Here is a 21,921-nt window from a genome sequence, read left to right on the forward strand (position 1 = left end):
TACGAACACAAAGCTTTCAATGAAGGACAACACTATAAACTTCTATTTGAACAATTTATGCACCTAACAAAGGAAGATAGAAGTAAAGAATGAGTACGCAAACACTCTCTTAAAAACGTCTAAAAAAACATCAAAAATGTGTTTATTTCCAGAAAAAATTCAATAAATACAATATATTAAACAATAGAACGATTCTTATTACATTCCGTATATCTTTTAAAACATGAAAATTCACAAGAATTGAAAACAAAAATTCACTTTTCTTAAGAATTTTAATAAATTTTCATCACTAAAGATAACTTACTGATAGTTGTTACATATCTGTTACAAAGATTCCGTCAAGAAGGTAAAATCACATTATTGTATTAGTGCAAAAAAAAACCCTTAGCATTGACACGCTAAGGGTTTTTTCTTCGTAAGAATTCGTCGTTACAACATCGCTCAAACAAACATAAGCATTACTTACCGGTTGCTCGAGAAACGTACTCACCTGTTCGCGTATCGACACGCAATACTTCCCCAATATTAATAAATAGAGGGACACGAACCATCGCACCTGTAGACAAAAAGGCAGGTTTTGAACCACCATTGGCAGTATCACCTTTTACCCCCGGATCCGTTTCTGTAACTTCCAACTCGATAAAGTTAGGTGGCGCAACAGCAAGTGGTGTTCCGTTGTATAAAGTGATCACATATTTCTCTTGCTCTTTAAGCCATTTTTTCGTTTCACCCACCGCCGTTTCATCTGCCGCATGTTGTTCAAAAGAACCATCAACGGCCATAAAATGCCAGAATTCGCCATCTGTGTATAAATACTCCATCTCCGTATCCATCACATCAGCAGATTCTAGGGTATCGCCAGATTTAAATGTGCGCTCCCAAACACGCCCCGATTTCAGGTTACGCAATTTAAGACGGTTAAACGCCTGACCTTTACCGGGTTTTACATGTTCGTTATCCAATACAGCACATGGGTCACCATCGACCATTACTTTTGTGCCGCCGCGCATTTCGCTGGTAGAAATATTAGCCATACATCCTCACCGTGTATTTTTTAGAGAAAAGGCTCCAACTAACGTATCATGTCAGCCTGATACATTGAGCAAACATTTTTACAACATCCTAATTTAGCCTGGTAAAAAGACGTTTGCGCAGATATCAAAGAGCCGCTGGCCCAACTGGCCAACAAGTTGGCAGCAATCATAACCCAAATTAACCCAATTTTGCAGATATTTGACGTGATCCCTATTCAAACTGATAACGATGTTACTTGGTCAGAGCACCTTTCCCAAGCACTCACCCATCTTCCGGAACTCATTCAGCAGCTTGGCCTACCCCAGAGCATGATTGAAAACGGGATAGAGGCACATCAAGCGTTCAAGCTTTTTGTGCCCCGCCCTTACTTATCACGTATTGAGTACGGTAATCCTGCCGATCCACTGTTAATCCAAATTTTGCCCAGCACCCATGAAATGTTAACGGTAGCCGGCTATAACAAAGACCCGCTAGAGGAAGCCGATCACAATCCACAAAAGGCGATTGTGCATAAATACAAGCGGCGCTTATTGGTCATTACAACGGGGATCTGTGCCGTAAATTGTCGTTACTGCTTTCGTCGTCATTTCCCTTATGCGGACAACCAACTCGCACAAACAGAATGGGACTCAGTAATCGACTATTTAGCCGCGCACCCAGACATTAATGAAGTGATATTAAGTGGTGGCGATCCTTTGATGATGAAAGACACCCTTTTAGCGGATAAAGTTCGTAAACTCGAAGCACTTCCACAAATCAAACGCTTACGCATTCACTCTCGCTTGCCTGTGGTGATTCCACAACGCGTCTGCCAAGATATGCTCAATTGGATCAACGCCAGCCGTTTAGACATCATCATGGTTTGGCATATTAACCACGCCAATGAAGTGGACGATCAGGTCATGCATGCCGCCCAGCAACTCAAGCAAGCTGGCGTCACCTTGCTTAATCAAGGGGTACTATTAAAAGGTGTAAACGATACTGTCGCAGCGCAAGTCAATCTAAGTGAGACAGTATTTAAAGCAGGCATTATGCCTTATTATATGTTCACCTTAGACCCAGTAGAAGGGGCTGCCCATTTTGATATTTCTATCGAAGAAGCCCAACGACTAATGGGGAAAGTGGCCGCAGAATTGCCCGGCTACTTAGTGCCAAGACTCGCGAAAGAAATCCCAGGCAGAGCGGCTAAAACCGTACTTGCCCCTATTCTTGACGCCAGCATGTAATCAAGGCTATCGAGCAAGAGCAATACGTCCTGTTGCCACTAATTGACGGCGAATGCAAACCTGCGGAGCAAACTGATATAAGTCGCCATTTTGTCCAACAAGCTGGCTGGCGACTTGACTCAGTTTTGCCACTTCAGCATTCGCTCGTAAATGCTCAGGCTCCCCATGAACTGGAACGGCGATTTTGGGTTGTACCCAGCCATATAATTGCGCCAGCTCATCGCGACAAGGGTGCCCGCTAACATGGATCGGTAAATCCGTATCCTGCTGCTGAAGAGTACGAATATTTCTCCCTTTAAACTGAGCCACTAAACCCATGATGGCTTTCTCATTACCTGGAATCATCATCGCGCTGAAAATAACCAAATCATCCGCTTCAATTGTCAGATCAAAGCAGGAGTCAGCAGCAAGTCGATTCAGCGTAGCTCTTGGCTCACCTTGGCTCCCAGTCACGACGGCCAACACTTCTTCCTTTGGTAAATACCCCAAGTGCGACGCATCAATTAACGGCAAATCATCTGGCCAGTAGCCCGTCGCTTTGGCCGCACCGACCATATTGATAAGCGAACGACCAATCAAAGCCATATAGCGTCCTGTTTCTTTTGCAACTCGTCCAAGGGATACTAGCCTCGCCACATTACTACTAAAACACCCGACGACGACACGTCCTTTTTCTGGTGCGATCGTTGCTAACAAGGCTTCATAACAGGCGGTTTCAGACTTCGAATGTCCACTCCGTAAAGCATTAGTAGAATCACACACCATTGCCAATACATTATCATTAGCCAATGCTTGAAAGTGCTTAGGCGAAAAGCCACTGCCGATGATTGGCTGGTTATCTATTTTCCAATCCCCCGTATGAAATATTTTCCCTGCAGGCGTATGGATGGTGATCGCAAATGGCTCTGGAACAGAATGGGTCAATGCAAGCCAAGTGACATGGAAAGCACCGATTTGCTTCGACTCATTTTCTTTAACAACGATGACTGGCACTTGACCAGCGAGTCCAACCTGTTGCAGTTTTCGATGCAATACTTCCGCCGTAAACGCCGTGGTATAAACTGGGCATTTAAAGCGCTTCCACAAAAAAGGTAACGCGCCCACATGATCCTCATGGGCATGGGTAATGACAATGCCAGCCAAGCGCTCTTTTTGCTGAGTGATAAAACGTGGGTCAGCACACACCACTTCGGCGGTATGTAAATCGTCGTTTTTGAGTGGCTCGTTAAATGAGACACCACAATCCACCATGAGCCACTGTCCGTTGTGACCATAGAGATTCATGTTCATTCCGATTTCGCCCGTTCCACCTAACGGCAAAAACCACAAGTCATTTTGTGTGGGAATCAATGAAGAGATAATGCGCTCCTAATATTCAATAAACTCTAATCTGTCTATGGTACGTGAATTCTTATAAGATCACAGTTTGCAGAAGACACCTTAACAAAAAAATAGGCTAACATTTATGATAATCAAGCACTTGGACGCCTCCACGCGACCCTACGCTATTGCTCTGACTATTGCTGAAGAGCAATCCCTATTTGTTAATTCGGTCGATGCAACCTTACAACACCTCAAAAACACAGAACAAGCTTGTGTGATTTGCCTCAACTCACAACCCGATAGTGTCGTCGGTTTTTTTCTACTGGACCTCGACTACGCCAGCCAACATGACTTTGCAGAACACCATGAGTTAGGGCTACGGTCGTTATTAATTGGCCATGCTTTTCAAGGTAGAGGCATCGGTTACCAAAGCATGGGGGCCATTCGTCGTTTTGCTCAAACACATTACCGCGACTACTCCCATATTTGTCTCACGGTTAACGAAAAAAATCTTGCCGCTTATCGCTGTTATCAAAAAGCGGGGTATCAAGATAATGGTCAACGTTATACGGGTGGCTCTGCAGGCCCTCAGCATATTTTGCGTTTAGCGCTCCATAAGAGCTAAAAAAGGAGAGCACCATGGGATTTCCCTTTTCTTGGCTGTTATCAAAGAAAATGAAATGGATAGCGCTAAGTATCGTGTGCTGTTTTTTTGTCGTTTTCTTAGCGGTAAAAGCGTTGGGGACCTATTACAGTAAAAAAATCATCGATGAACGATTACAACACGCTGGACTAGGCTCTCTAGTCCACTACAAAACCCTTTCTTTCTCACCTTTTACACTCACACCCACCTTAGAATCCGTCACACTCGGTAATGAGTATTACCCATGGCTTGCCTTTCGAAGCATCTCATTTAAATGGCTACCACTCATCTACCCAGATTTACAAGTTGACTTTCAATTTGATTCTCATAAGTCGCTCGCTCGCGGCTCACAACAAATATTAAGCAAATTAGGCATTCAAACATTAAAAGGATCCGGATTATTTACTTCCAATAAAATAGGCAAACAATTAACCTCAAAATTGACCTTAACCATTGAGCAGGTTGGAACACTAGATTGGATGAGCCGGTTAGACCTACTAACTAACACACTATCACTACAAGAATTTCGCTCGGATTTACTTGCCTCCATGGCCTTAAGGCAAATGAGCGCTATGCCCATTATCTATGGCGACAGCATTGCCTTTGATAAGATCAGCATTCGATTTCACGATACAGGGCTGATGCATCATCTGTTCCCTCTGCAAAAGTCTCCTGAACAAAAGAGAAATCAAACGAATATTATAGCTACCTTGGATAAGACGATAGACGAACTGGGACTGGCCAAAGCAGGCAGCCACACCTCACAACGCATTGTGCATCAGCTGTTATCCTTTTGGCACCATCCTGATACGTTAACTCTAGTGATGGCGCCCAGCAAAGCCCTTTCTTTAAAAGAGGTCATGCTATTGAGCCAGAACAAACAACTCTATGATGGGGCAAAACTATCCATGACAACCCAATCCGCCGCCACGCCATGACAGAAAACAGCAACAGTATTCACCGCGTATAAGGCTGATTTGAAAGAATCCGAGCGGTTCCTGCGACGATGCGATAGACAGACCAAATCCAAGTAAACAATAGAACAAGATAGCCGATAAAGAAAAAGGCTAAAAAGACCCCAAGCAGTGTCATCACTATCCCCCACCAAAAAGTGCTGATAATGTTTCGGTAATGATCCTCATAAAACGTATCACGAGCATCCTCCCGCTTAACCATGGCCCAAATGGCCCCTACCAACCAAAACACTCCAGTAAATAAACCAAGCAACATAAAAATATAGGCAATCGTGGCATGCTTCTTACTTTCCTCATCGTTCGGGAAACGCGGCATATTAAAGTTTGGTTCAAATTTGGTCATAGTCGTCTCTTAGATTCCATTGTTTCTCTTAGTGATCGTTTTCTTAGCTATTGCTTTCCTAATAACAGAACACACCAGAACAATGCCTTTTCTATGGATTATCGAGTACAATTTAAAGCCCTGCAGTATACAAATAGGCTTTATATGAAACGCGTCACTATTTTGGTGGATGTGCAAAACATTTACTACACAACACGCCAAGTATATGGGGCTAACTTCGACTACAATGCCTTTTGGAAACAAGTAACGGCTGATAAAACCGTCGTCAAGGCCATTGCCTATGCTACCGATAGAGGGGATGAAAAACAGCGTCAATTCCAAAATATATTGCGAGCGATTGGCTTTGATATAAAGTTAAAGCCCTACATCCAGCGCATAGACGGCTCAGCAAAAGGCGATTGGGACGTTGGGATTACTATCGATGCCATGGAGTTTGGTCCCATAAGCGATCAATTAATCCTCGCCTCAGGTGATGGTGATTTTGATTTACTGGCACGGTGGTTACGTGAAAAACATGGTACCCAGGTCGACGTATTTGGTGTTGAAGCCTTAACAGCTCACTCCCTTATTCAAGCGGCAACCCATTTCCATCCCATAAATAAAGGCTTGCTATTAAAATAAATACGGTAAAAATAAACACACAAAAATAATGATCTCTTTATCGAAGGATGCGCGCAAGAGATGCAAAAATCATATTATTTAAAGACCTCTCCAAAATCAGTTGAGTAGTTAGAGAAATGCATCCGAATAAACACCCCAACCAACAGGCCCCGAATTTACCGTTCGTCGTTCACAAAGGCTTGAGCCTCTTCATCTGTGCCATCACTTTTTTTTATAGCCTGTGGAACCTAGTTTACTTAAAACTCTACTTATTAGCCTCTATTGAGCTGATTATCGCCAGCTTTAGCTTGTTTTTCTTTATCCAGGCACTCAAAAAACAAGATAAAAAATGGCAGCATTACACTCTCGTGGGGATGATTACTATTCTCGTTTTACTCACTCCGCTGCAAGGCGATATTCGCGCAGGCTCTCTTTATTGGAGCATTTTGTTACCGTTCGTATATTTCATGATGTTTGGCTCGCGTGTAGGACTCATTTTATCCCTTCTGCTAGTATTTCCCGTCTTATATATTATTTATACGAAAACCACGCACGAGGGCTTTCTACCCTATCGAGCCATGATCAATTACACCTTCGCCCATTTTTGCGTTTGGTGTCTGTGCTATATATACGAGTCACAGCACCAAAAAGACAATCTCAGGCTGCGCAATATGGCCTTAGAAGATTCTCTTACAGGAGTAAAAAACAGATATGCTCTGGATGCTGCATTTGAGCACATTGATCAACACAATATAAAAGCTTTTATGCTGCTCATTGATATTGATCATTTTAAAGATATTAACGATAAATTCGGACACGAAATTGGCAATCACATACTAAGAGAAATGGCGGATAATCTGCAAATGTATGCGAATGAAGAGGATGTATACCGCCTAGGAGGAGAAGAGTTTATTATCATCCTAAGAGAATGGTACGAACAAGACGTTTATAGTACAGCAGAAAGTCTTCGCCGTTTCATCGAAAATACTCGGTTCCATCAACATGACTTACAGTTACAGACCACGATAAGCATTGGCATCAGCCGCTTTTTACCAGGCCAATCACTGAGTGATTTTCTGCGGACAGCAGATCAAAACTTATACCTTGCTAAGCAACAGGGGCGTAACAGAGTCATTCATACTTTATTTTAGACCATCAAGATGCTTCCATTTTTAGTCTTGTGATAAAAAGCAATTTCAGATTATTGCTCCCAGTAAAAAACGGCACACTTGGTACCGTTTTTTACTGACCTATCTTCTGCTAAAAAGATCCTTCTTCCAAAAAGAATGGCTCGGCAATCTCAATATTGACGCTTTGTTTTATGTCTCGTGATGAAAAACCAATATCAACCCGATGAACCCCACTTGCTACACACCATCGCCCTTCACCTACATCATAAAATGCTAAATCTCGTAACGAGATCGGCAAAGTAATTTGGCTCATTTGATCGGGCTCTAAAAAGGTTTTTACAAAGCTTTTCAAGGCTTGCGGGGCACGCGTTATCTCCCCTTTGGGCGGGACAAGATACGCCTGCACAACCGTTTGGCCTGTTCGCTTACCGACATTGCTAAGAGTGACCGTCACCTCATAACCATCATGGCTTTGTTCGGCCTGGGCATCTTGCAAAGAGAACTGGGTGTATCCCAAACCAAAACCAAACGCAAACAAAGGTTCAATATCATGCTCATCATAATGACGGTACCCAAAGAATTCCCCTTCTTGATAGACAATCTTACCCTCTCTACCGGGGTAAACCTGTGTATCGCCGACGGCAATAGGAGTATCTTCATAGATAACAGGAAAGGTTTGCGCTAAACGCCCACTCGGCTCTTGCTTACCCAACAAAACATCCGCAATGGCGTTGCCTGCTTCTTGCCCTGGATACCATGCTTGCAATACTGCACTCACTTTATTCAACCAAGGCATTTCAACAGGCCCACCGGTCTGTAACACAACAATCGTCTTCGAGTTGACAGCGGCCACCGCGTCAATCAATTCATCTTGTCGTCCTGGTAGACGAATATGTGGTAGATCGCCCCCTTCTGTATCCCATTCAGCATTACGGCCAACAAAAACAATCGCCGTGTCTGCATTTTTTGCCAGCGCCACCGCCTCAGCAATATCTCGATCGGAGGTCGGCAAGCCTAACCCAACTCGATAGCCACTCACCCCCAGCTTATTATTGGGTAAACAAGCGAATTCAACACGCAAGCGGTAAGTATGATCTTGACTCAATGCAACAGACTCAACACGTTCTTCACTGCCCTCTTCAAAAAACGTTGTTCCACGCTGCCATTTGTCTCCCCAAGAATCGATAATCAGCTGTTCATCTAAGTACACTCGAATATAACCCGCACTGAAGGCACCGAGATGATAATTGGCCGTTTCTGAGACACGGATGTCCCCCTCAAGCAAAATAGAGAAATGATTTTTCTCTACTTTTCCACCACCGAACCCTTCCATCAGAAAAGCGTGTAACTGATCAACCGTTTCTGTATAAACGGGGTCACCTGATAATTCACGATTAGTAAAATAGTGTGCTTGAAATGTCCCCGTTATCAATGGTTCATAACGACGATTAGAACAACCTTGCGCATAAACGATGGTCTCTTCGCCAAGCTGTGTTATCAGACCTGCAAGAGGCGTAATCGCATAATGCGGATTGAGTTGGGCCGAGCCGCCCCCCATGATTTGTGCGGTATCGGCATTCGGCCCCAGCACCGCAATACTCGACGGATGATCGAGTGGTAATAGGTTATCGTTTTTCAGCAATACAGTGGCTTCCGCACCCGCTACGCGAATTAATTCACGATGCTCTGGACAATCGACAGATTGTTCTTCTCGCTCAGTGTGCGTCTGTAAAACCCCCACTCTTTCTAGCAAAGTCAGCATACCGTGAGCAAGGTAACGTACTCGTTCAGGATCCACCGCCCCTTCGTTCACTGCCGCAATCAGCTTATTTCCCCGATCTCGGCTCGGCCCAGGCATTTCTAAATTTAGACCAGCGTTAATGGTTGGTGACGTCGACTGCGAACCAAACCAATCCGACATAACAATCCCTTCAAAGCCCCACTCGTCTCTGAGTACTTTGGATAAAAGCCATTCATTTTCAGAAGTATATACGCCATTTAACTTATTATAAGACGACATAATCGCCCAAGTATCCGCTTGCTTGACAGCTTGTTCAAACGGATACAAATAGTGCTCACGGAGAGTTCGCTCGTCTATTTCCGAACTGATGGTGGTGCGTTGAATTTCACTTTCATTGCCCACAAAATGCTTAACCGTCGCACCAATCTGTTTATCCTGTAATCCTTTAATAAACTGAACGGCTAAAGACGCCGTTAAGACCGCATCTTCGGAATAACACTCAAAATTGCGTCCATTTGTTGCAGTACGTTGTAAATTAACGGTTGGCGCCAACGAAACATGCGCGCCTTTCGACTTGACCTCATCGGCAATAGCAGAGCCTATGCGATACAGTAACTCTGGGTTCCACGTCGCCCCCAAAGCAATGCCACAGGGAAAACAAGCGGATTTATTGCCACCAATTAAGGAGCCACTACCACGGGCGCCATTTGGCCCATCAGTCACTCTTAACTCACCAATATCCAGCCTCTGGATACTGGCAATAGACCAAAAGTCCTGACCCGATAGTAATGAAACTTGCTCTTCAAGTGTCATGGCATCTAACAGTGTATTAATCGATGTGGCTGACATGAGGTTCCCTTTTCTCGTGATGATGGATTAGATTGACGACTAAAACAGCCGAATACGAACATCTCAAGCCAACACTTTACTAAATTAGCCTCGAGGAATAAAGAAATATGAAAGCGCTTTCATTTCATTTTAGCAAAACACATTCTATGTTCTCTCTTTCTTATGCAGATTTACGACACACTAATTTGGGGGAAAACAGGGTTTGCACGTCGTATTGACAATCATAAATGGTATTCAACAACAACTTAGCCGTGGCATTGGCCATATCAAACAAAGGCAATTGTATTGTCGTTAAACTAGGTGAGGTGTAGCGTGCTAAATAGGTATCATCAAAACCAATAATGGCAATGTCTTCGGGCACCTTAACCTTATGTTCATTACACACATGTAACGCGCCTATCGCCATAAGATCGTTCCCTAAAAACACGGCTGTTGGCCGTTCCCCAAGACGAAGAATACTCTGCATATGTTTCACGCCTGATTCAATTGTAAAATCTCCTTCGACTTCGTAAGTTAATGCTAATCCAGCCGCCTCCATCGCTTGCAGAGAGCCAAGATAACGCTGCGAAGCATCTGATTTACTTTTCGGCCCCCTTACAATGGCAATACGCCTATGCCCTTGATCCAACAAATACTGAATCGCCATTTTGCCACCTGAAAAGTTGTCAAAGGCAATATTACGACCATGGTCGCCATCGAAATGTTGATTCATAACAAAAACGGGACAACGACGATTAATCTCAGCCAGCTCCTCTTCACTCATGTAACGAGTCACCAGCACTAAGGCATCCACTTGGCGCTTAATTAAAAAGTCCACCGCTTCACGCTCACCCGATAACGAATCATTACCACTGGCAATAATGGCATGCCGATCCGCTTTTCTGAGGGCTTTTTCAACACCACCAGCCGCAGGACCGTAATAAATATTATCGATATTAGACGCCACTAAACCAACCGTGAAGGTTTTATTACTCGCCAACGAGCGCGCGGCCTGATTCGGCACATATGACAACGTATCAATAGCCTCCATCACCCTATTTCGGGTTTCCTCCCTGACTCGTGCAGCGCCGCTTAATACCCGTGAAACCGTGGCGTTGGATACACCTGCCTTTTTAGCAACTTCTGAAATTGTGCTCATAAAATAACCCTAGTACTATCTACTTTGCATACTGTCGCGTATTTTTACTGATAACACCACTTATCCTACGTTGACTATGAAATCAATCATTTGACTATTCAGTCAAATCCCTGACAATAGCACTATATCGAAGGAGTACAAATATGGGTATTTTATCTGGCCTAAAAAGCCTTTTTTCTGGTGGCGATGTGGCCCCGGAGCAACAAAAAGAAGACGCGCTGGAATACAAAGGGTTTGAGATTGTTCCCGCACCAATAAAAGAAGGGAGCCAGTTCCGTGTTGCTGCGATCATTAGCAAAGGAGAAGGGGAAGAGAGAAAAGAACACAATTTTATTCGTTCAGATCTTATCCCAGGTCGAGATGAATGCATCGAAATCACAGTACGAAAAACCAAGCTGTTCATTGATCAACTAGGTGATAATCTATTCCACTAATAAAAATAATTAGGTAGCCCTTATGAGCAGACCAATAGGACAGCAATGGACATTAGTTAACGACCATGAGGACCTATTGGGCGCCGATTTTCGAGCACGTACTTTTGCTTTCCCAGGTCCCAAATCCTCCGTTCATACCACCCTAGTCAATCACCTTGGTAACCCCAGAGCCAAACGTGCCATTCTTTACGTTCACGGCTACACAGATTACTTTTTTCAAACGGGATTGGCTGACTATTTTATAGACCAAAACTACCGCTTTTATGCAGTGGACTTACAAGGCTACGGACGCTCTATTCGCCCCAGCACACCACCGAATTGGTGTGATTCGATTGAACAATATGGACAAGATTTAGACATAGCCTTAATCACCATGAAACAAGAAGGGGTTGATGAAGTCATTATACTGGCTCACTCAACGGGTGGTTTAATCGTATCGACCTACCTGGCGCAACCGTATGCTCCTAATGAACGAGAAAGCCATTACCAAAAAGACTTTCCTAACATTATCGGCCTAATATTAAACAGTCCTTTTTTGGCTCTTCCCTTTCCACCAGCGGTACTTAATAGAGTAAGTTGGCCCATTCGCATGCTGGTATCTTTGTTACCTTTTTCCTATTTGCGAGCGAAAAAAATTTCAATTTATGCAAAAAGCATCCACACCAAGTTTGGTGGACAATGGGACTATCGGCTCGATTGGAAACCAGCAGAGGGATTCCCACTCGCCTTTAAATGGCTTAAAGAAGTCATTTTGGCACAACGCAATCTAGCCAAAAAGCGCTTGTCCATCCCAACCCTTATGTGTCACGCCACAAAAACGACTATTGGTAAGCTCACTGTAGAAGAAACGCAGCAAGGCGATGGGGTTTTGGACGTAGACAGTATGCTGGAGGCGGCCCAAAAAACCTTCTGCAACTTAACCACAGCTGCCATCGATAATGGATATCATGACCTCTACTTATCAAAACCAGAGGCACAAAGAGACTATCTAGACAGCATACATGACTGGCTGACAAAATTTCATATCCCAAATACAACACCATCCCCCAATGAAAAGGTCACCCCCCCTGACGAAGCATAATTTTATCCAACAACCAAGTGGGAAAAATACGTTTCATGATGCCCGCCGCATAGGTCGGTAGCGTGACATAATAACGCGATTTAGGGTGTTTTGCTTCAAGGGCATGAATCAGCTTCTCAACCACCGCACTGGCCGGCAAGGTTTGTGATGAGGTTGGCCCTTCTTTACTTAGACGGGTAATCGCCTCCTCGTAACCCGACTTATGACGACTACTGGCAATATCAACATTCTCTTGTAAGGCTTTTAATGCATTCGCTCTAAAGCGACTTTCAATCGGACCTGGCTCAATCAAACTGATGGTAATTGGCGTATCCGCCAGTTCCAACCGTAATGTGTCTGTTAAACCTTCTAAAGCAAATTTACTGGCGTTATATGCCCCACGAAACGGTGCCGCCACTAGCCCCAGTACCGAACTATTGTGTACGATACGTCCATATCCCTGAGCCAACATGATTTTTAACACACGAGTGGTCAGTTCATGGGTACCAAAAAAATTGACATCAAACTGTTTTTTTAACGTATCGACAGATAAGTCTTCCACTGCTCCAGGTTGGCCATAGGCGCCATTATTGAAAAGTGCAAACAGATGCCCTCCTGTTATTTCTAAGGTTTCGCGTAAGCCTGATTCAATCGAATGGGAATTGGCTAAATCCAACTGCACAACATGCTTAATGCCTTGTGCCTTTAACCTTTCTATATCTTCAACCTGACGACAACTTGCCACGACGAGAAATTGACGCTCTTGCAGCATTTTGGCTGCTTCAAGACCAATACCACTAGAACACCCCGTGATTAAAATGGAATACTGCACAGCGCCTCCTCTTAAAGTAAAAATGACGTCTTTGGATCTTAGCAAAAAGCCAACAAACTTGTCTTTATATTGATTTCGGTCAGCTTACAACCCCCATTCTTGCCCCATAATTATTTTTAATGATAACAAGATACGACGGTAGAGGGATTACATGAAACTAAGCTCAGTAAAAGTAGGGAATAAACTATGGGGACTCGTCGCTATTCAGGTGGCACTCCTCATTATATTTGCTGTCATGGCCTATTCAGACCTTCATAAGCAGCTTATTAAAGACCGACAGCAACAAGTGAAAGAACAAGTGGAAAACGCCTACTCGCTAGTGGAATATTACGCGAAAAAAGCGACAACTATCGGTGAGGAACGAGCGAAAAAAGAAGCCCTTAACGCCCTATCGTCGTTACGCTTCGGTCCATCAAACTCAGGTTACTTCTGGGTAAACGATATGCAAGAAAAATTACTGATGCACCCTTTCAGACCAAACTTAATTGGTAAGAGCATGAAAGACGTCACAGACGCCAACGGTTTTCACCATTGGCAAGCCATGGTTAATACCGTACGAAAAAATGGCGAAGGCTTTATCGAGTATAAATATAAAGATCCACGAAACTCAAAAGCTGAAGACAAAGTCTCTTATGTAAAAGGTTATCAACCTTGGGGTTGGGTCATTGGCAGCGGTACTTTGTACAGTGGCGTTGAAAAGACCTTTTGGTCCTCCATTCAAAAGAATGCCAGTATCGAAATTGTCTTGTTAATTTTGTCTTTTATTGCCAGTGTTACCATTGTTCGTAGTATTGTTCGCCCGCTTAAAACCGTCACCGAACACCTTAAACACATTTCTGATGGGGATTTCACCAAACAGATAAAAATGGAACGTAAAGACGAAATTGGTGAACTCGCCGATGCGGCAAACCATGTATCAACCTCTCTAAGTGAAACCTTGTTAGAAGTAGATCACGCTATCAGCGAACTACAAGCCGTCAGCGTACAGATGCAAGCCAATACGAAACATACTAACAATGGAATGGATCATCAATTCAAAGAAGTGGAATTACTGGCGACAGCGATGAATGAAATGTCTTACTCGATCAAAGACGTGGCTCAGCACGCCAAAGACACAGCAGAGGCAACTCAGACGGTGCAAACCATCACACGTCAAAGCAGTAAAGATTTGGACGAAACCAACCAAAACATCCAGTCGTTAACCAAGCACATTGAAAATGCCAACGATATTATTAGCCTCCTGTCCGAGCAGACGAATGATATTGACTCCGTTCTAGGGGTGATTGGTGATATTTCAGAGCAAACTAACCTTCTCGCGCTCAATGCAGCGATTGAAGCGGCACGTGCAGGTGAAATGGGTCGAGGATTTGCCGTCGTTGCCGATGAAGTTCGTTCTCTGGCTAGCCGCACCCAAGACTCAACGGTTGAAATACGTGCGATTATCGAAAAACTCCAGCAGCAATCAAAAATCGCCTCGAATGCCATGGAAAAAAGCACCAAACAAGCAGAGGACTGTGCGGACCGAATGCATGTTGCTGCCGAAAATCTGGGTAACATGCTCACCCAAGTCGACGATGCCTCCGCTCGCAGTAATCAAATCGCCCAAGCCGCCGAACAACAAGGCACCGTGGCCGAGGAAATTAATCGTAACTTAATGGGAATTCGTGAAGTCTCAGAAAAAGTCTTAGATGACTCTCAACAAGTAAATGATGGCAGCGAAATGATTGCCCACATGGCCAATGATTTAAACCAAAAAATCAAACAGTTCCAGTTCTCTTAAATGAGATAATATTGACAATATCTGATATCACAGCAAGAAACGAAACAGGTGGGAGGAGCTCACCTGTTTCATTTAAATCCTCGCAAAACAGCGTCACTTTGGTACGCGGCAACAACTTAACACCATGAAAACTAAAGAAAAAAGCGGCCCTATTCGATCAAAAAACAAGAATGATAATTTTTATCACGAAAAACAACTACATACGGCAAACGAATAAACGGCTCGACAATTTGATTCAGCCTTTTTTAGAATGTATATTGCGCCATCCAAACGACAGCAAAGTGGACTTTCATTGTGGTTATAAAACTCGCTCTTCAAGCATGCTCAAGAAAAAGAAAGAATAAACCGAAAGAGGTCATCAAGTTTGTTCTTCGTGCGCTAATTTATCGCCGCGCTTTTAATGAAATGAAACGTTTTTTTAACAATAAGCAACGAGAAAAGCTGTTCGTCAACGAACCTAACTATCTCATGAAATGCATGAAGCCGTTTCTTCGTGTTGGATTTCAAAAAACAGAGATCGCCCAGCTACTCAATGATCACCATGCTTGGGTTGAAAACACCTTTACCGAATCGGCTCAAGAGCAAATTTATCTACAAGAAATCCGCCTTCGCTCTCTCCCTATCGATGAACAGGAATACTATCTAACTCTCAATTTCGATGGAAAATTACGTAAAGAAGCCGAATTAGCCGTTAACATCAAAGACGCACAGAATCATACCTATTACTCACTGGGCTTTACCGTACAAAACCATAATATCTACATTGGTTGTATACAAGGCAACAATAATGACCAAGGTTTTACCAAAGCCTTTACCAAAGCCTTTTTTGGCCTGCGCCCTAAATCCTTCTTGGTTGAAACCGCTCAGTTTTTAGCTCAGCACTTAAAGATGCATCATATTTATGCTGTCAAAAATAGCGCTCATGTCTACAACGCCAAGCGTTATAGCAACGCGGGCGAGCAAGTCAATATGAACTACGATCAGTTGTGGCTAGAAAGCGATGGTGTTGAACACGATCAATGGTTTTACGAGATTCCATTAACCTCTGAACGCCGTGCCATTGAAGACATAAAAAGTTCAAAGCGAAAATTATATCGAGATCGCTACCAATGGTTGGATGACCATAACGACACACTGGGTAACGCCATCAAAAGCATTACCAAGCCAGAGTTTCAAGCGGCGGACAGCAAGATAACGACAAACAGCCTATAACCGTAGACAACACGGATATAAATCCCAATTGTCTTATTGATGAGTAATAGGTTGAAATAACCTGTTGCTCATTGTTATCAAATGAGATCAAAGCTCGGCCTCTCCATTGTTAGTCAAATTTTTACACTCACAAAGGCCATCAAGAAGAATAACGAGGTGAATGGATGCGTACCAATTACTGGCATAACTGGCGTTCAGGGCAAAGTGCGACATTAGTCTCCTTTATGACACTGACGTTCTTTACGGGGTTAGGCAGCGCACTTTTCATCCCAACACTCAGTCTTTTTTTAACCAACCAAGTTCATGCATCGCCTTTTTCGGTGGGCCTTTTTTATACCTTTAACGCATGTGGCGGCATTGTTTTCAGCCAGTTACTTGCTCGCTATTCCGATCGATGGGGCCACCGCAAGCGTCTAGTATTAATCTGTTTAATAATGGGAGCCACGAATTGCCTGCTATTTGATTGGTGTCGTCAGTACCTTATTCTCGCTTCTCTGGGAATCGTGCTGTTAAGCTTAGGCGCGGCCGCTATTCCACAAACCTTTGCCATTGCCCGAGATTATAAAGATCGAGCTGGTGAACGCTCCGTTATGTTCACCTCCATAATGCGCTCTCAAATGTCATTGGCTTGGGTCATCGGCCCTGCTGTTGGTTTTGGTATTGTTGCCGCTTATGGTTTCACCACGCTTTTTCTTATTGGCATGAGCATTTACCTCATCGGATTTGTAGTCGCCCTTGTCACCTTACCAGACTTGCCTCATACCCCTAGTGAACGCAAAGCAGAACACAGGGGGATCCGCGCCAACTTTGACGCCTTTAAACTGTTTCTCGCCTGTACCCTAATGTGGGGTTGCAACAGCATGTATATTATTTCCATGCCACTCTATATTAGCCATCAACTGGGTCTTCCTCAGGAACTCGCAGGCTGGATGATGGGGACGGCTGCCGGATTAGAAATTCCTATTATGCTACTGTCCGGCTATCTGACCCAATATTGCCGTATGCGCACACTTTTAATTGGCGCCTGCTTGGCTGCTATGGCCTTTTATCTTGGCATGTACTTTGTGACCTCTGAATACGCTTTGCTCGCACTACAATTTGGTAATGCAATATTTATTGGCATACTTGGTGGCTTAGGCATGGTGTACTTCCAAGATCTTATGCCGGGACGAAGTGGTCAAGCGACCACCTTGTCGACCAATGCTATTTACACGGGCAATGTCATGGCGGGTGCACTTGCTGGTACCCTTGCCCAGTATTTTGGTTACAGTAGTCCCTTCCTTGTAGCAATCGTCTTAATAGCTGTGGCGACTTTTATTCTGACCAAAGTAAAACCCTTATAAGAACACGACCCTTCTCTGGCTCAATAAGAGCAAATTAGTTATAAAACCAGTTAATGAGCCCCCCTCCCAATCAATGAGACAAGATGCAAATACTCTGTCAAACTTTAGTTACTAAATAGCACTTGTTATAGTGGTATGACTTTTAAGCAAGAGAGGCCTCTATGAAGCAAATGCGACAAGACCAATCAAGCGATCTGATTTTTATCTTCGGTCATGATGAGTTAATTATTCACCGACGTTACGAAGTACTTAGCATCATCAATGACCTGATGCTGGCAATGTGGTTTGCCATCGGCAGCGTGTGTTTCTTTTATACCGGTGAAATACTAACCATTGGCGTTTGGCTGTTTTTAATAGGCAGTATACAACTGATGATCCGTCCTATTATTCGTTTAGCCCGTAGTATTCATTTGAAAAGACTGCCCGACAGCTCGGACAGCTATTGAACGATAAAAAGGCGAACCCCTTTGGATTCGCCTTTTCACTTTAATACCCTTTGGGAAGGTCACTAGGCTCTAAAGCGCCAAGTTCGCTTCAAACCATTGCGGATTTTGCGGGATAGAAGCAATCAATTTTTGTGTGTAATCATGCTGAGGATTCGCATAAACGCTATCCGCATCGCCCATTTCCACTACTTTCCCTTGCTGCATCACCATGATTTGATCGGAAATATGCTTGACCACAGATAAGTCATGGGAAATAAACAAGTACGACATCTGAAACTCATCTTGCAAATCTTGCAATAAGTTGAGAACTTGCGCTTGCACCGAGACATCTAACGCTGAAACCGACTCATCACAAATCAAAATATCCGGCTGCAACGTTAGACAACGGGCAATGGCAATGCGCTGGCGTTGTCCTCCTGAAAACTCATGAGGGTATTTATTAAAGGCATTGGCCGCTAAGCCCACTTTATCCAATAAAGACCGAGCAAGCTTTTCACGCTCTTGTTTGTCCTTACCAATATGATGGAGCAACATTGGCTCGATTAAAATTTGCCCTACCGTGAACCTTGGATTCAATGACGCATAAGGGTTCTGAAAGATAATCTGCACTCGGCGTTTCAAAGGCTTAAAATCCTCATTTGACATGCTAAGAATGTCTTTGCCTTCAAACAATGCCTCACCTGAGGTCGATTCCAGCAAGCGCATAATAGTATGCCCAACGGTGGATTTGCCTGAGCCAGACTCGCCCACAATGCCGAGTGTTTTTCCCCTTTGCAATTGAAACGACACTCCATCCACGGCTTTTAAATCAATATACCGAAACAGGCCCGTTTTGATTTTAAAGTACTTACAAAGGTTATTCACTTCTAGGATCACCGGGTTACCTTCTTGATAACCACGGGAGCGATTCGCAGGCAATTGATACGCCTCTCCTTGGAGAAAGTCATCAATCACCGCCAAACGCTCAGGACGATACGTTAAGCTAGGCCGACAGTTTAGCAGCGCCTTCGTGTAAGGATGTTTAGGATGACGAAATACCTCTTCAATCACACCTGACTCACATATTTCACCATGACGCATTACCACGACTTCATCCGCAAACTCCGCGACGACCCCAAGATCGTGGGTAACAAATAACACTGACATGCCATGCTTTTTCTGCATCTTGGTAATCAGTTCTAAAATCTGCTTTTGAATGGTCACATCCAAAGCCGTCGTCGGCTCATCGGCGATTAATAGTTTGGGTTCACAAGCGATAGCGATGGCAATCATCACCCGTTGTTGCTGACCACCAGACAGCTCATGGGGGTAAGCATGAATACGACTTTCAGGATTCGGTAACCCCACCTCTGTCAGCAAATCAATGGCCTTTTGCCGTGCGGCTTTTTTGCTCATGGATTTGTGTTCTTGCAAGGTTTCTATGATCTGATCACCAATGGTAAATACGGGATTTAACGAACTCATTGGATCCTGAAAGATCATTGCAATATCGCCGCCCCGCAGACGGCGCAACTCCTTTTTGCTCATGGCTAATACCGAGCGACCATTAAACTCAATACAACTGTCCTGATCGATTACAGTATTTGACTCAGGCAACAACCCCATTAAAGCGGTCGAGGTGACGGATTTTCCCGAGCCAGACTCCCCCACCAGTGCTAACACGGTATGATGAGGGATATCAAAACTTATACGTTTAAGGGCTTCAAAATAACGACCGTCTTCCATTTTGAAGTCAATTTTTAGGTTACTAATACGGACTAATGGCGTTTTCATATTCTTACCTACTAACTCACTTTGGGGTCTAGAGCATCACGAAGACTGTCAGTCAACAAACTAAAAGCAGTGACTAACACCGACATAAACACGGTAACCGTCAGCATTTGCCACCAATAGCCTTGGATCAGCTCCGCTGGCACTTCCGCCAACATCGCTCCCCAACTGGTTTGCTTAATGCCCACCCCAAAACCCAAAAATGACAACACCACTTCTGATTTAATCATCCCCACAGTAAGAATCGAAAATTGCACCAACAAAATATGGCTCACATTGGGCAAAATGTGACGAAACATTTTGCGAGTTTGCCCTGCACCAATGGCGTCCGCAGCTTTGATATAGTCTCGTTCTTTGTGCTTCATAAATTCCGCTCTCATCAAACGGAACACATAAGTCCACGATGTCAAAGCAAATATAAGAACCAAAGTACTAATACCACGGGATAGCACCGCCGCAAAAGACAGCAATAACAGCATGTCGGGCACCGACGTAAAAATGCTATAAAACCACATCAGCACATCATCCACCCATTTACCAAAATACCCGGCAATCGCGCCTAAAATAGTGCCAATAACAATGGCGCAAAATGCCCCGAGTAAGGCAACAGAAACAGAAACCGAGGTGCCTTTAATGGCTTTTTGCAACACATCTCGTCCTTGTCCATCCGCCCCTAAAATCAGCGTTTCTTTTAGTTTTGTTGTTTTGCTTTCATATTGACTTTCGTGTTTATCGGCTTGCGCCATCAAAGCCGCCAGCGGATCAGGTGCCGCTGCCGAATTATCGTCATCCACTTGGTCTGCACTCCCACTAGGAGCAGTCACCGTATTTACCTGAGTCCCCCGAGGCTCCCAAGTGGCAAAGGTCGGTGGTGCATTCGGAACGGCCACATCAGCGCGCCAATTTTCCCCAGCCAGCCCCATCCAGCCTGCGGCACAAAGCAATAGGTAAAAGCAGACAATCAGTAAACTGATCATACCGACTTTGTCTCGTTTTAAACGCTTCCACGCAAGAGAAGACAAGCTTTGGGCAGGCACTTGCGTCTCAACCTTCTCTTGATCAAGAGTGAGATTGTTATCTTGACTCATTGTCTTCCCCTCAATTCAGTTTCACACGTGGATCGATCCACTTATAGAGTAGATCGGCCAGCAAATTAAACACCATGATGGCAATCACCAAGTAAATGGTGATGGCTTTGATGACGGGGAAATCACTAGAATTGACCGCTTTTAAAATCTCGTTACCTAACCCTGGAATACCAAAAAAGCGCTCCATTAAGACCGAGCCGGTAATCATGTAAGGTAAGGAAGACATCACGCCGGTGACGATTGGGATCAATGCATTACGCATCACATGTTTTAACATGACTTTGCGCTCAGACAACCCCTTAGCTCGGGCCGTACGAACGTAATCCTGGTTCATTTCTTCAATAAAACAACTACGGTAAAAACGCGTGTCCGGCGCCACGCTTACTGCGACACCGATGATTAATGGCAGCGGAATATACAGCAAAAAGTTTTGCCAAAAACCATTCCCCCAACCATACACGGGAAACCACTGCATTTTATAAGCAAGGAAATACTGGCCCGCGATGATATAGACCAAAATACTGATCGACATGGCCACAGTAGAAATAATAGTCACAGCTCTGTCGTAAATACTGCCTTTGTAATAGGCAACAGAGGCGGCGAATAACAAAGAGAAAAATAAAGAACAGAGCTGCCAAGTTAGCAACAGCATCACAGATGGACCAATACGGGTACGAATAATCTCTGACACAGGTTGTTGGGTAGACCAAGACGTTCCAAAATTCATCGTCAACACTTGTTTGACAAAAATCAAGAACTGCTCAGGTAAACTTTTATCCAAGCCAAGTTGAGTCCGGATACTCGCGATGGTCTCGGCACTCAGGCTCTTGCCTGCCAAAATATAGGATGGATCGCCACCCACTAAAGTATAGAGAGTAAAAAGCAGCAACATGACCCCCAGTAAAGTGGGGATCATTTGCCACAGACGGCGCACAATATAAGAAAGCATCATCA

Annotated in this window: 20 protein-coding genes; 11 read left to right on the forward strand and 9 right to left on the reverse strand. The window is 44.0% G+C overall.

What is annotated here, in order from left to right:
• Nucleotides 1-458: 458 nt before the first annotated feature.
• Nucleotides 459-1,034 carry an elongation factor P gene (gene efp, locus JHD45_RS16215; protein WP_199477565.1) on the reverse strand — a complete coding sequence of 192 codons (576 nt, stop codon included), beginning with the start codon at nt 1,032-1,034 and terminating at the stop codon, nt 459-461.
• 204 nt (nt 1,035-1,238) lie between these two features.
• Here efp and epmB point away from each other — a divergent pair, with 204 nt between their 5' ends.
• Nucleotides 1,239-2,261 (forward strand): EF-P beta-lysylation protein EpmB, encoded by a 1,023-nt coding sequence (epmB, locus tag JHD45_RS16220; protein WP_199477588.1) that lies wholly within the window; start codon nt 1,239-1,241, stop codon nt 2,259-2,261.
• Nucleotides 2,262-2,267: 6 nt separating this feature from the next.
• Here epmB and JHD45_RS16225 read toward each other — a convergent pair whose 3' ends face one another.
• Nucleotides 2,268-3,551, reverse strand: a complete 1,284-nt coding sequence (locus JHD45_RS16225) for a ribonuclease J (RefSeq protein WP_233407878.1) — start codon at nt 3,549-3,551, stop codon at nt 2,268-2,270.
• Between the two features lie 175 nt (nt 3,552-3,726).
• On the opposite strand from JHD45_RS16225, the gene JHD45_RS16230 reads away from it, so the two are divergent.
• Together JHD45_RS16230 and JHD45_RS16235 are read left to right on the forward strand one after the other, a co-directional pair.
• Entirely contained in the window at nt 3,727-4,209 is a 483-nt protein-coding gene (locus JHD45_RS16230; protein WP_199477567.1) for a GNAT family N-acetyltransferase, read from the forward strand.
• Between the two features lie 14 nt (nt 4,210-4,223).
• Nucleotides 4,224-5,165 carry a hypothetical protein gene (locus JHD45_RS16235; protein WP_199477568.1) on the forward strand — a complete coding sequence of 314 codons (942 nt, stop codon included), beginning with the start codon at nt 4,224-4,226 and terminating at the stop codon, nt 5,163-5,165.
• 19 nt (nt 5,166-5,184) lie between these two features.
• Here the strand turns inward: JHD45_RS16235 and JHD45_RS16240 are convergent, their stop codons facing one another.
• Entirely contained in the window at nt 5,185-5,544 is a 360-nt protein-coding gene (locus JHD45_RS16240) for a DUF4870 family protein (protein ID WP_199477569.1), read from the reverse strand.
• 144 nt (nt 5,545-5,688) lie between these two features.
• Here JHD45_RS16240 and JHD45_RS16245 point away from each other — a divergent pair, with 144 nt between their 5' ends.
• Nucleotides 5,689-6,165 carry an NYN domain-containing protein gene (locus JHD45_RS16245; RefSeq protein WP_199477570.1) on the forward strand — a complete coding sequence of 159 codons (477 nt, stop codon included), beginning with the start codon at nt 5,689-5,691 and terminating at the stop codon, nt 6,163-6,165.
• 116 nt (nt 6,166-6,281) lie between these two features.
• Nucleotides 6,282-7,295 (forward strand): GGDEF domain-containing protein, encoded by a 1,014-nt coding sequence (locus JHD45_RS16250; RefSeq protein ID WP_199477571.1) that lies wholly within the window; start codon nt 6,282-6,284, stop codon nt 7,293-7,295.
• A gap of 109 nt (nt 7,296-7,404) precedes the next feature.
• On the opposite strand, the gene JHD45_RS16255 is transcribed toward JHD45_RS16250, so the two are convergent.
• A complete protein-coding gene (locus tag JHD45_RS16255; RefSeq protein ID WP_199477572.1) occupies nt 7,405-9,864 on the reverse strand; it encodes a glycoside hydrolase family 3 C-terminal domain-containing protein in 2,460 nt (819 codons plus the stop codon).
• 160 nt (nt 9,865-10,024) lie between these two features.
• The gene (locus tag JHD45_RS16260) at nt 10,025-11,002 is read right to left on the reverse strand and encodes a LacI family DNA-binding transcriptional regulator (RefSeq protein WP_199477573.1); all 978 of its coding nucleotides are present in this window, start codon (nt 11,000-11,002) and stop codon (nt 10,025-10,027) included.
• Nucleotides 11,003-11,145: 143 nt separating this feature from the next.
• Between JHD45_RS16260 and JHD45_RS16265 the strand changes: the two genes are divergently transcribed.
• Nucleotides 11,146-11,436 carry an HlyU family transcriptional regulator gene (locus JHD45_RS16265; protein WP_199477574.1) on the forward strand — a complete coding sequence of 97 codons (291 nt, stop codon included), beginning with the start codon at nt 11,146-11,148 and terminating at the stop codon, nt 11,434-11,436.
• A gap of 22 nt (nt 11,437-11,458) precedes the next feature.
• On the forward strand, nt 11,459-12,517 hold the full coding sequence (locus JHD45_RS16270; RefSeq protein WP_199477575.1) for an alpha/beta hydrolase: 1,059 nt from the start codon (nt 11,459-11,461) through the stop codon (nt 12,515-12,517).
• Here the strand turns inward: JHD45_RS16270 and JHD45_RS16275 are convergent.
• A complete protein-coding gene (locus JHD45_RS16275; RefSeq protein WP_199477576.1) occupies nt 12,495-13,328 on the reverse strand; it encodes an SDR family NAD(P)-dependent oxidoreductase in 834 nt (277 codons plus the stop codon). The genes JHD45_RS16270 and JHD45_RS16275 overlap by 23 nt on opposite strands.
• Before the next feature lie 151 nt (nt 13,329-13,479).
• On the opposite strand from JHD45_RS16275, the gene JHD45_RS16280 reads away from it, so the two are divergent.
• From JHD45_RS16280 to JHD45_RS16295, 4 genes are all read left to right on the forward strand, one after another.
• Nucleotides 13,480-15,108, forward strand: coding sequence for a methyl-accepting chemotaxis protein (locus tag JHD45_RS16280; RefSeq protein ID WP_199477577.1), 1,629 nt, complete (start codon nt 13,480-13,482; stop codon nt 15,106-15,108).
• Between the two features lie 294 nt (nt 15,109-15,402).
• Nucleotides 15,403-16,320, forward strand: coding sequence for a VirK/YbjX family protein (locus JHD45_RS16285; protein WP_199477578.1), 918 nt, complete (start codon nt 15,403-15,405; stop codon nt 16,318-16,320).
• 164 nt (nt 16,321-16,484) lie between these two features.
• The gene (locus JHD45_RS16290) at nt 16,485-17,663 is read left to right on the forward strand and encodes a sugar efflux transporter (RefSeq protein WP_199477579.1); all 1,179 of its coding nucleotides are present in this window, start codon (nt 16,485-16,487) and stop codon (nt 17,661-17,663) included.
• Between the two features lie 161 nt (nt 17,664-17,824).
• The gene (locus JHD45_RS16295) at nt 17,825-18,109 is read left to right on the forward strand and encodes a YrhK family protein (RefSeq protein ID WP_199477580.1); all 285 of its coding nucleotides are present in this window, start codon (nt 17,825-17,827) and stop codon (nt 18,107-18,109) included.
• 69 nt (nt 18,110-18,178) lie between these two features.
• On the opposite strand, the gene JHD45_RS16300 is transcribed toward JHD45_RS16295, so the two are convergent.
• Genes JHD45_RS16300 through JHD45_RS16310 form a run of 3 tightly spaced genes read right to left on the reverse strand, consistent with a single transcriptional unit; the run spans nt 18,179 to nt 21,919 of the window.
• On the reverse strand, nt 18,179-19,882 hold the full coding sequence (locus JHD45_RS16300) for an ABC transporter ATP-binding protein (RefSeq protein ID WP_199477581.1): 1,704 nt from the start codon (nt 19,880-19,882) through the stop codon (nt 18,179-18,181).
• An 11-nt stretch (nt 19,883-19,893) separates the two neighbouring features.
• Nucleotides 19,894-20,967 carry an ABC transporter permease gene (locus JHD45_RS16305; protein WP_199477582.1) on the reverse strand — a complete coding sequence of 358 codons (1,074 nt, stop codon included), beginning with the start codon at nt 20,965-20,967 and terminating at the stop codon, nt 19,894-19,896.
• A gap of 10 nt (nt 20,968-20,977) precedes the next feature.
• Nucleotides 20,978-21,919: an ABC transporter permease gene (locus JHD45_RS16310; protein WP_281197665.1), complete on the reverse strand. Its 942-nt coding sequence runs from the start codon at nt 21,917-21,919 to the stop codon at nt 20,978-20,980.
• Nucleotides 21,920-21,921: the final 2 nt, after the last annotated feature.

The sequence above is a fragment of the Marinomonas spartinae genome (genome assembly GCF_016461715.1).
GTDB lineage: Bacteria > Pseudomonadota > Gammaproteobacteria > Pseudomonadales > Marinomonadaceae > Marinomonas > Marinomonas spartinae_A.

Coding starts and splice junctions, on each gene's coding strand:
- efp (WP_199477565.1), bottom strand. CDS start 1,034: ATGGCTAATATTTCTACCAGCGAAATGCGCGGCGGCACAAAAGTAATG.
- JHD45_RS16225 (WP_233407878.1), bottom strand. CDS start 3,551: ATGAACATGAATCTCTATGGTCACAACGGACAGTGGCTCATGGTGGAT.
- JHD45_RS16230 (WP_199477567.1), top strand. CDS start 3,727: ATGATAATCAAGCACTTGGACGCCTCCACGCGACCCTACGCTATTGCT.
- JHD45_RS16235 (WP_199477568.1), top strand. CDS start 4,224: ATGGGATTTCCCTTTTCTTGGCTGTTATCAAAGAAAATGAAATGGATA.
- JHD45_RS16240 (WP_199477569.1), bottom strand. CDS start 5,544: ATGACCAAATTTGAACCAAACTTTAATATGCCGCGTTTCCCGAACGAT.
- JHD45_RS16245 (WP_199477570.1), top strand. CDS start 5,689: ATGAAACGCGTCACTATTTTGGTGGATGTGCAAAACATTTACTACACA.
- JHD45_RS16250 (WP_199477571.1), top strand. CDS start 6,282: ATGCATCCGAATAAACACCCCAACCAACAGGCCCCGAATTTACCGTTC.
- JHD45_RS16255 (WP_199477572.1), bottom strand. CDS start 9,864: ATGTCAGCCACATCGATTAATACACTGTTAGATGCCATGACACTTGAA.
- JHD45_RS16260 (WP_199477573.1), bottom strand. CDS start 11,002: ATGAGCACAATTTCAGAAGTTGCTAAAAAGGCAGGTGTATCCAACGCC.
- JHD45_RS16265 (WP_199477574.1), top strand. CDS start 11,146: ATGGGTATTTTATCTGGCCTAAAAAGCCTTTTTTCTGGTGGCGATGTG.
- JHD45_RS16270 (WP_199477575.1), top strand. CDS start 11,459: ATGAGCAGACCAATAGGACAGCAATGGACATTAGTTAACGACCATGAG.
- JHD45_RS16280 (WP_199477577.1), top strand. CDS start 13,480: ATGAAACTAAGCTCAGTAAAAGTAGGGAATAAACTATGGGGACTCGTC.
- JHD45_RS16290 (WP_199477579.1), top strand. CDS start 16,485: ATGCGTACCAATTACTGGCATAACTGGCGTTCAGGGCAAAGTGCGACA.
- JHD45_RS16295 (WP_199477580.1), top strand. CDS start 17,825: ATGAAGCAAATGCGACAAGACCAATCAAGCGATCTGATTTTTATCTTC.
- JHD45_RS16300 (WP_199477581.1), bottom strand. CDS start 19,882: ATGAAAACGCCATTAGTCCGTATTAGTAACCTAAAAATTGACTTCAAA.
- JHD45_RS16305 (WP_199477582.1), bottom strand. CDS start 20,967: ATGAGTCAAGATAACAATCTCACTCTTGATCAAGAGAAGGTTGAGACG.
- JHD45_RS16310 (WP_281197665.1), bottom strand. CDS start 21,919: ATGATGCTTTCTTATATTGTGCGCCGTCTGTGGCAAATGATCCCCACT.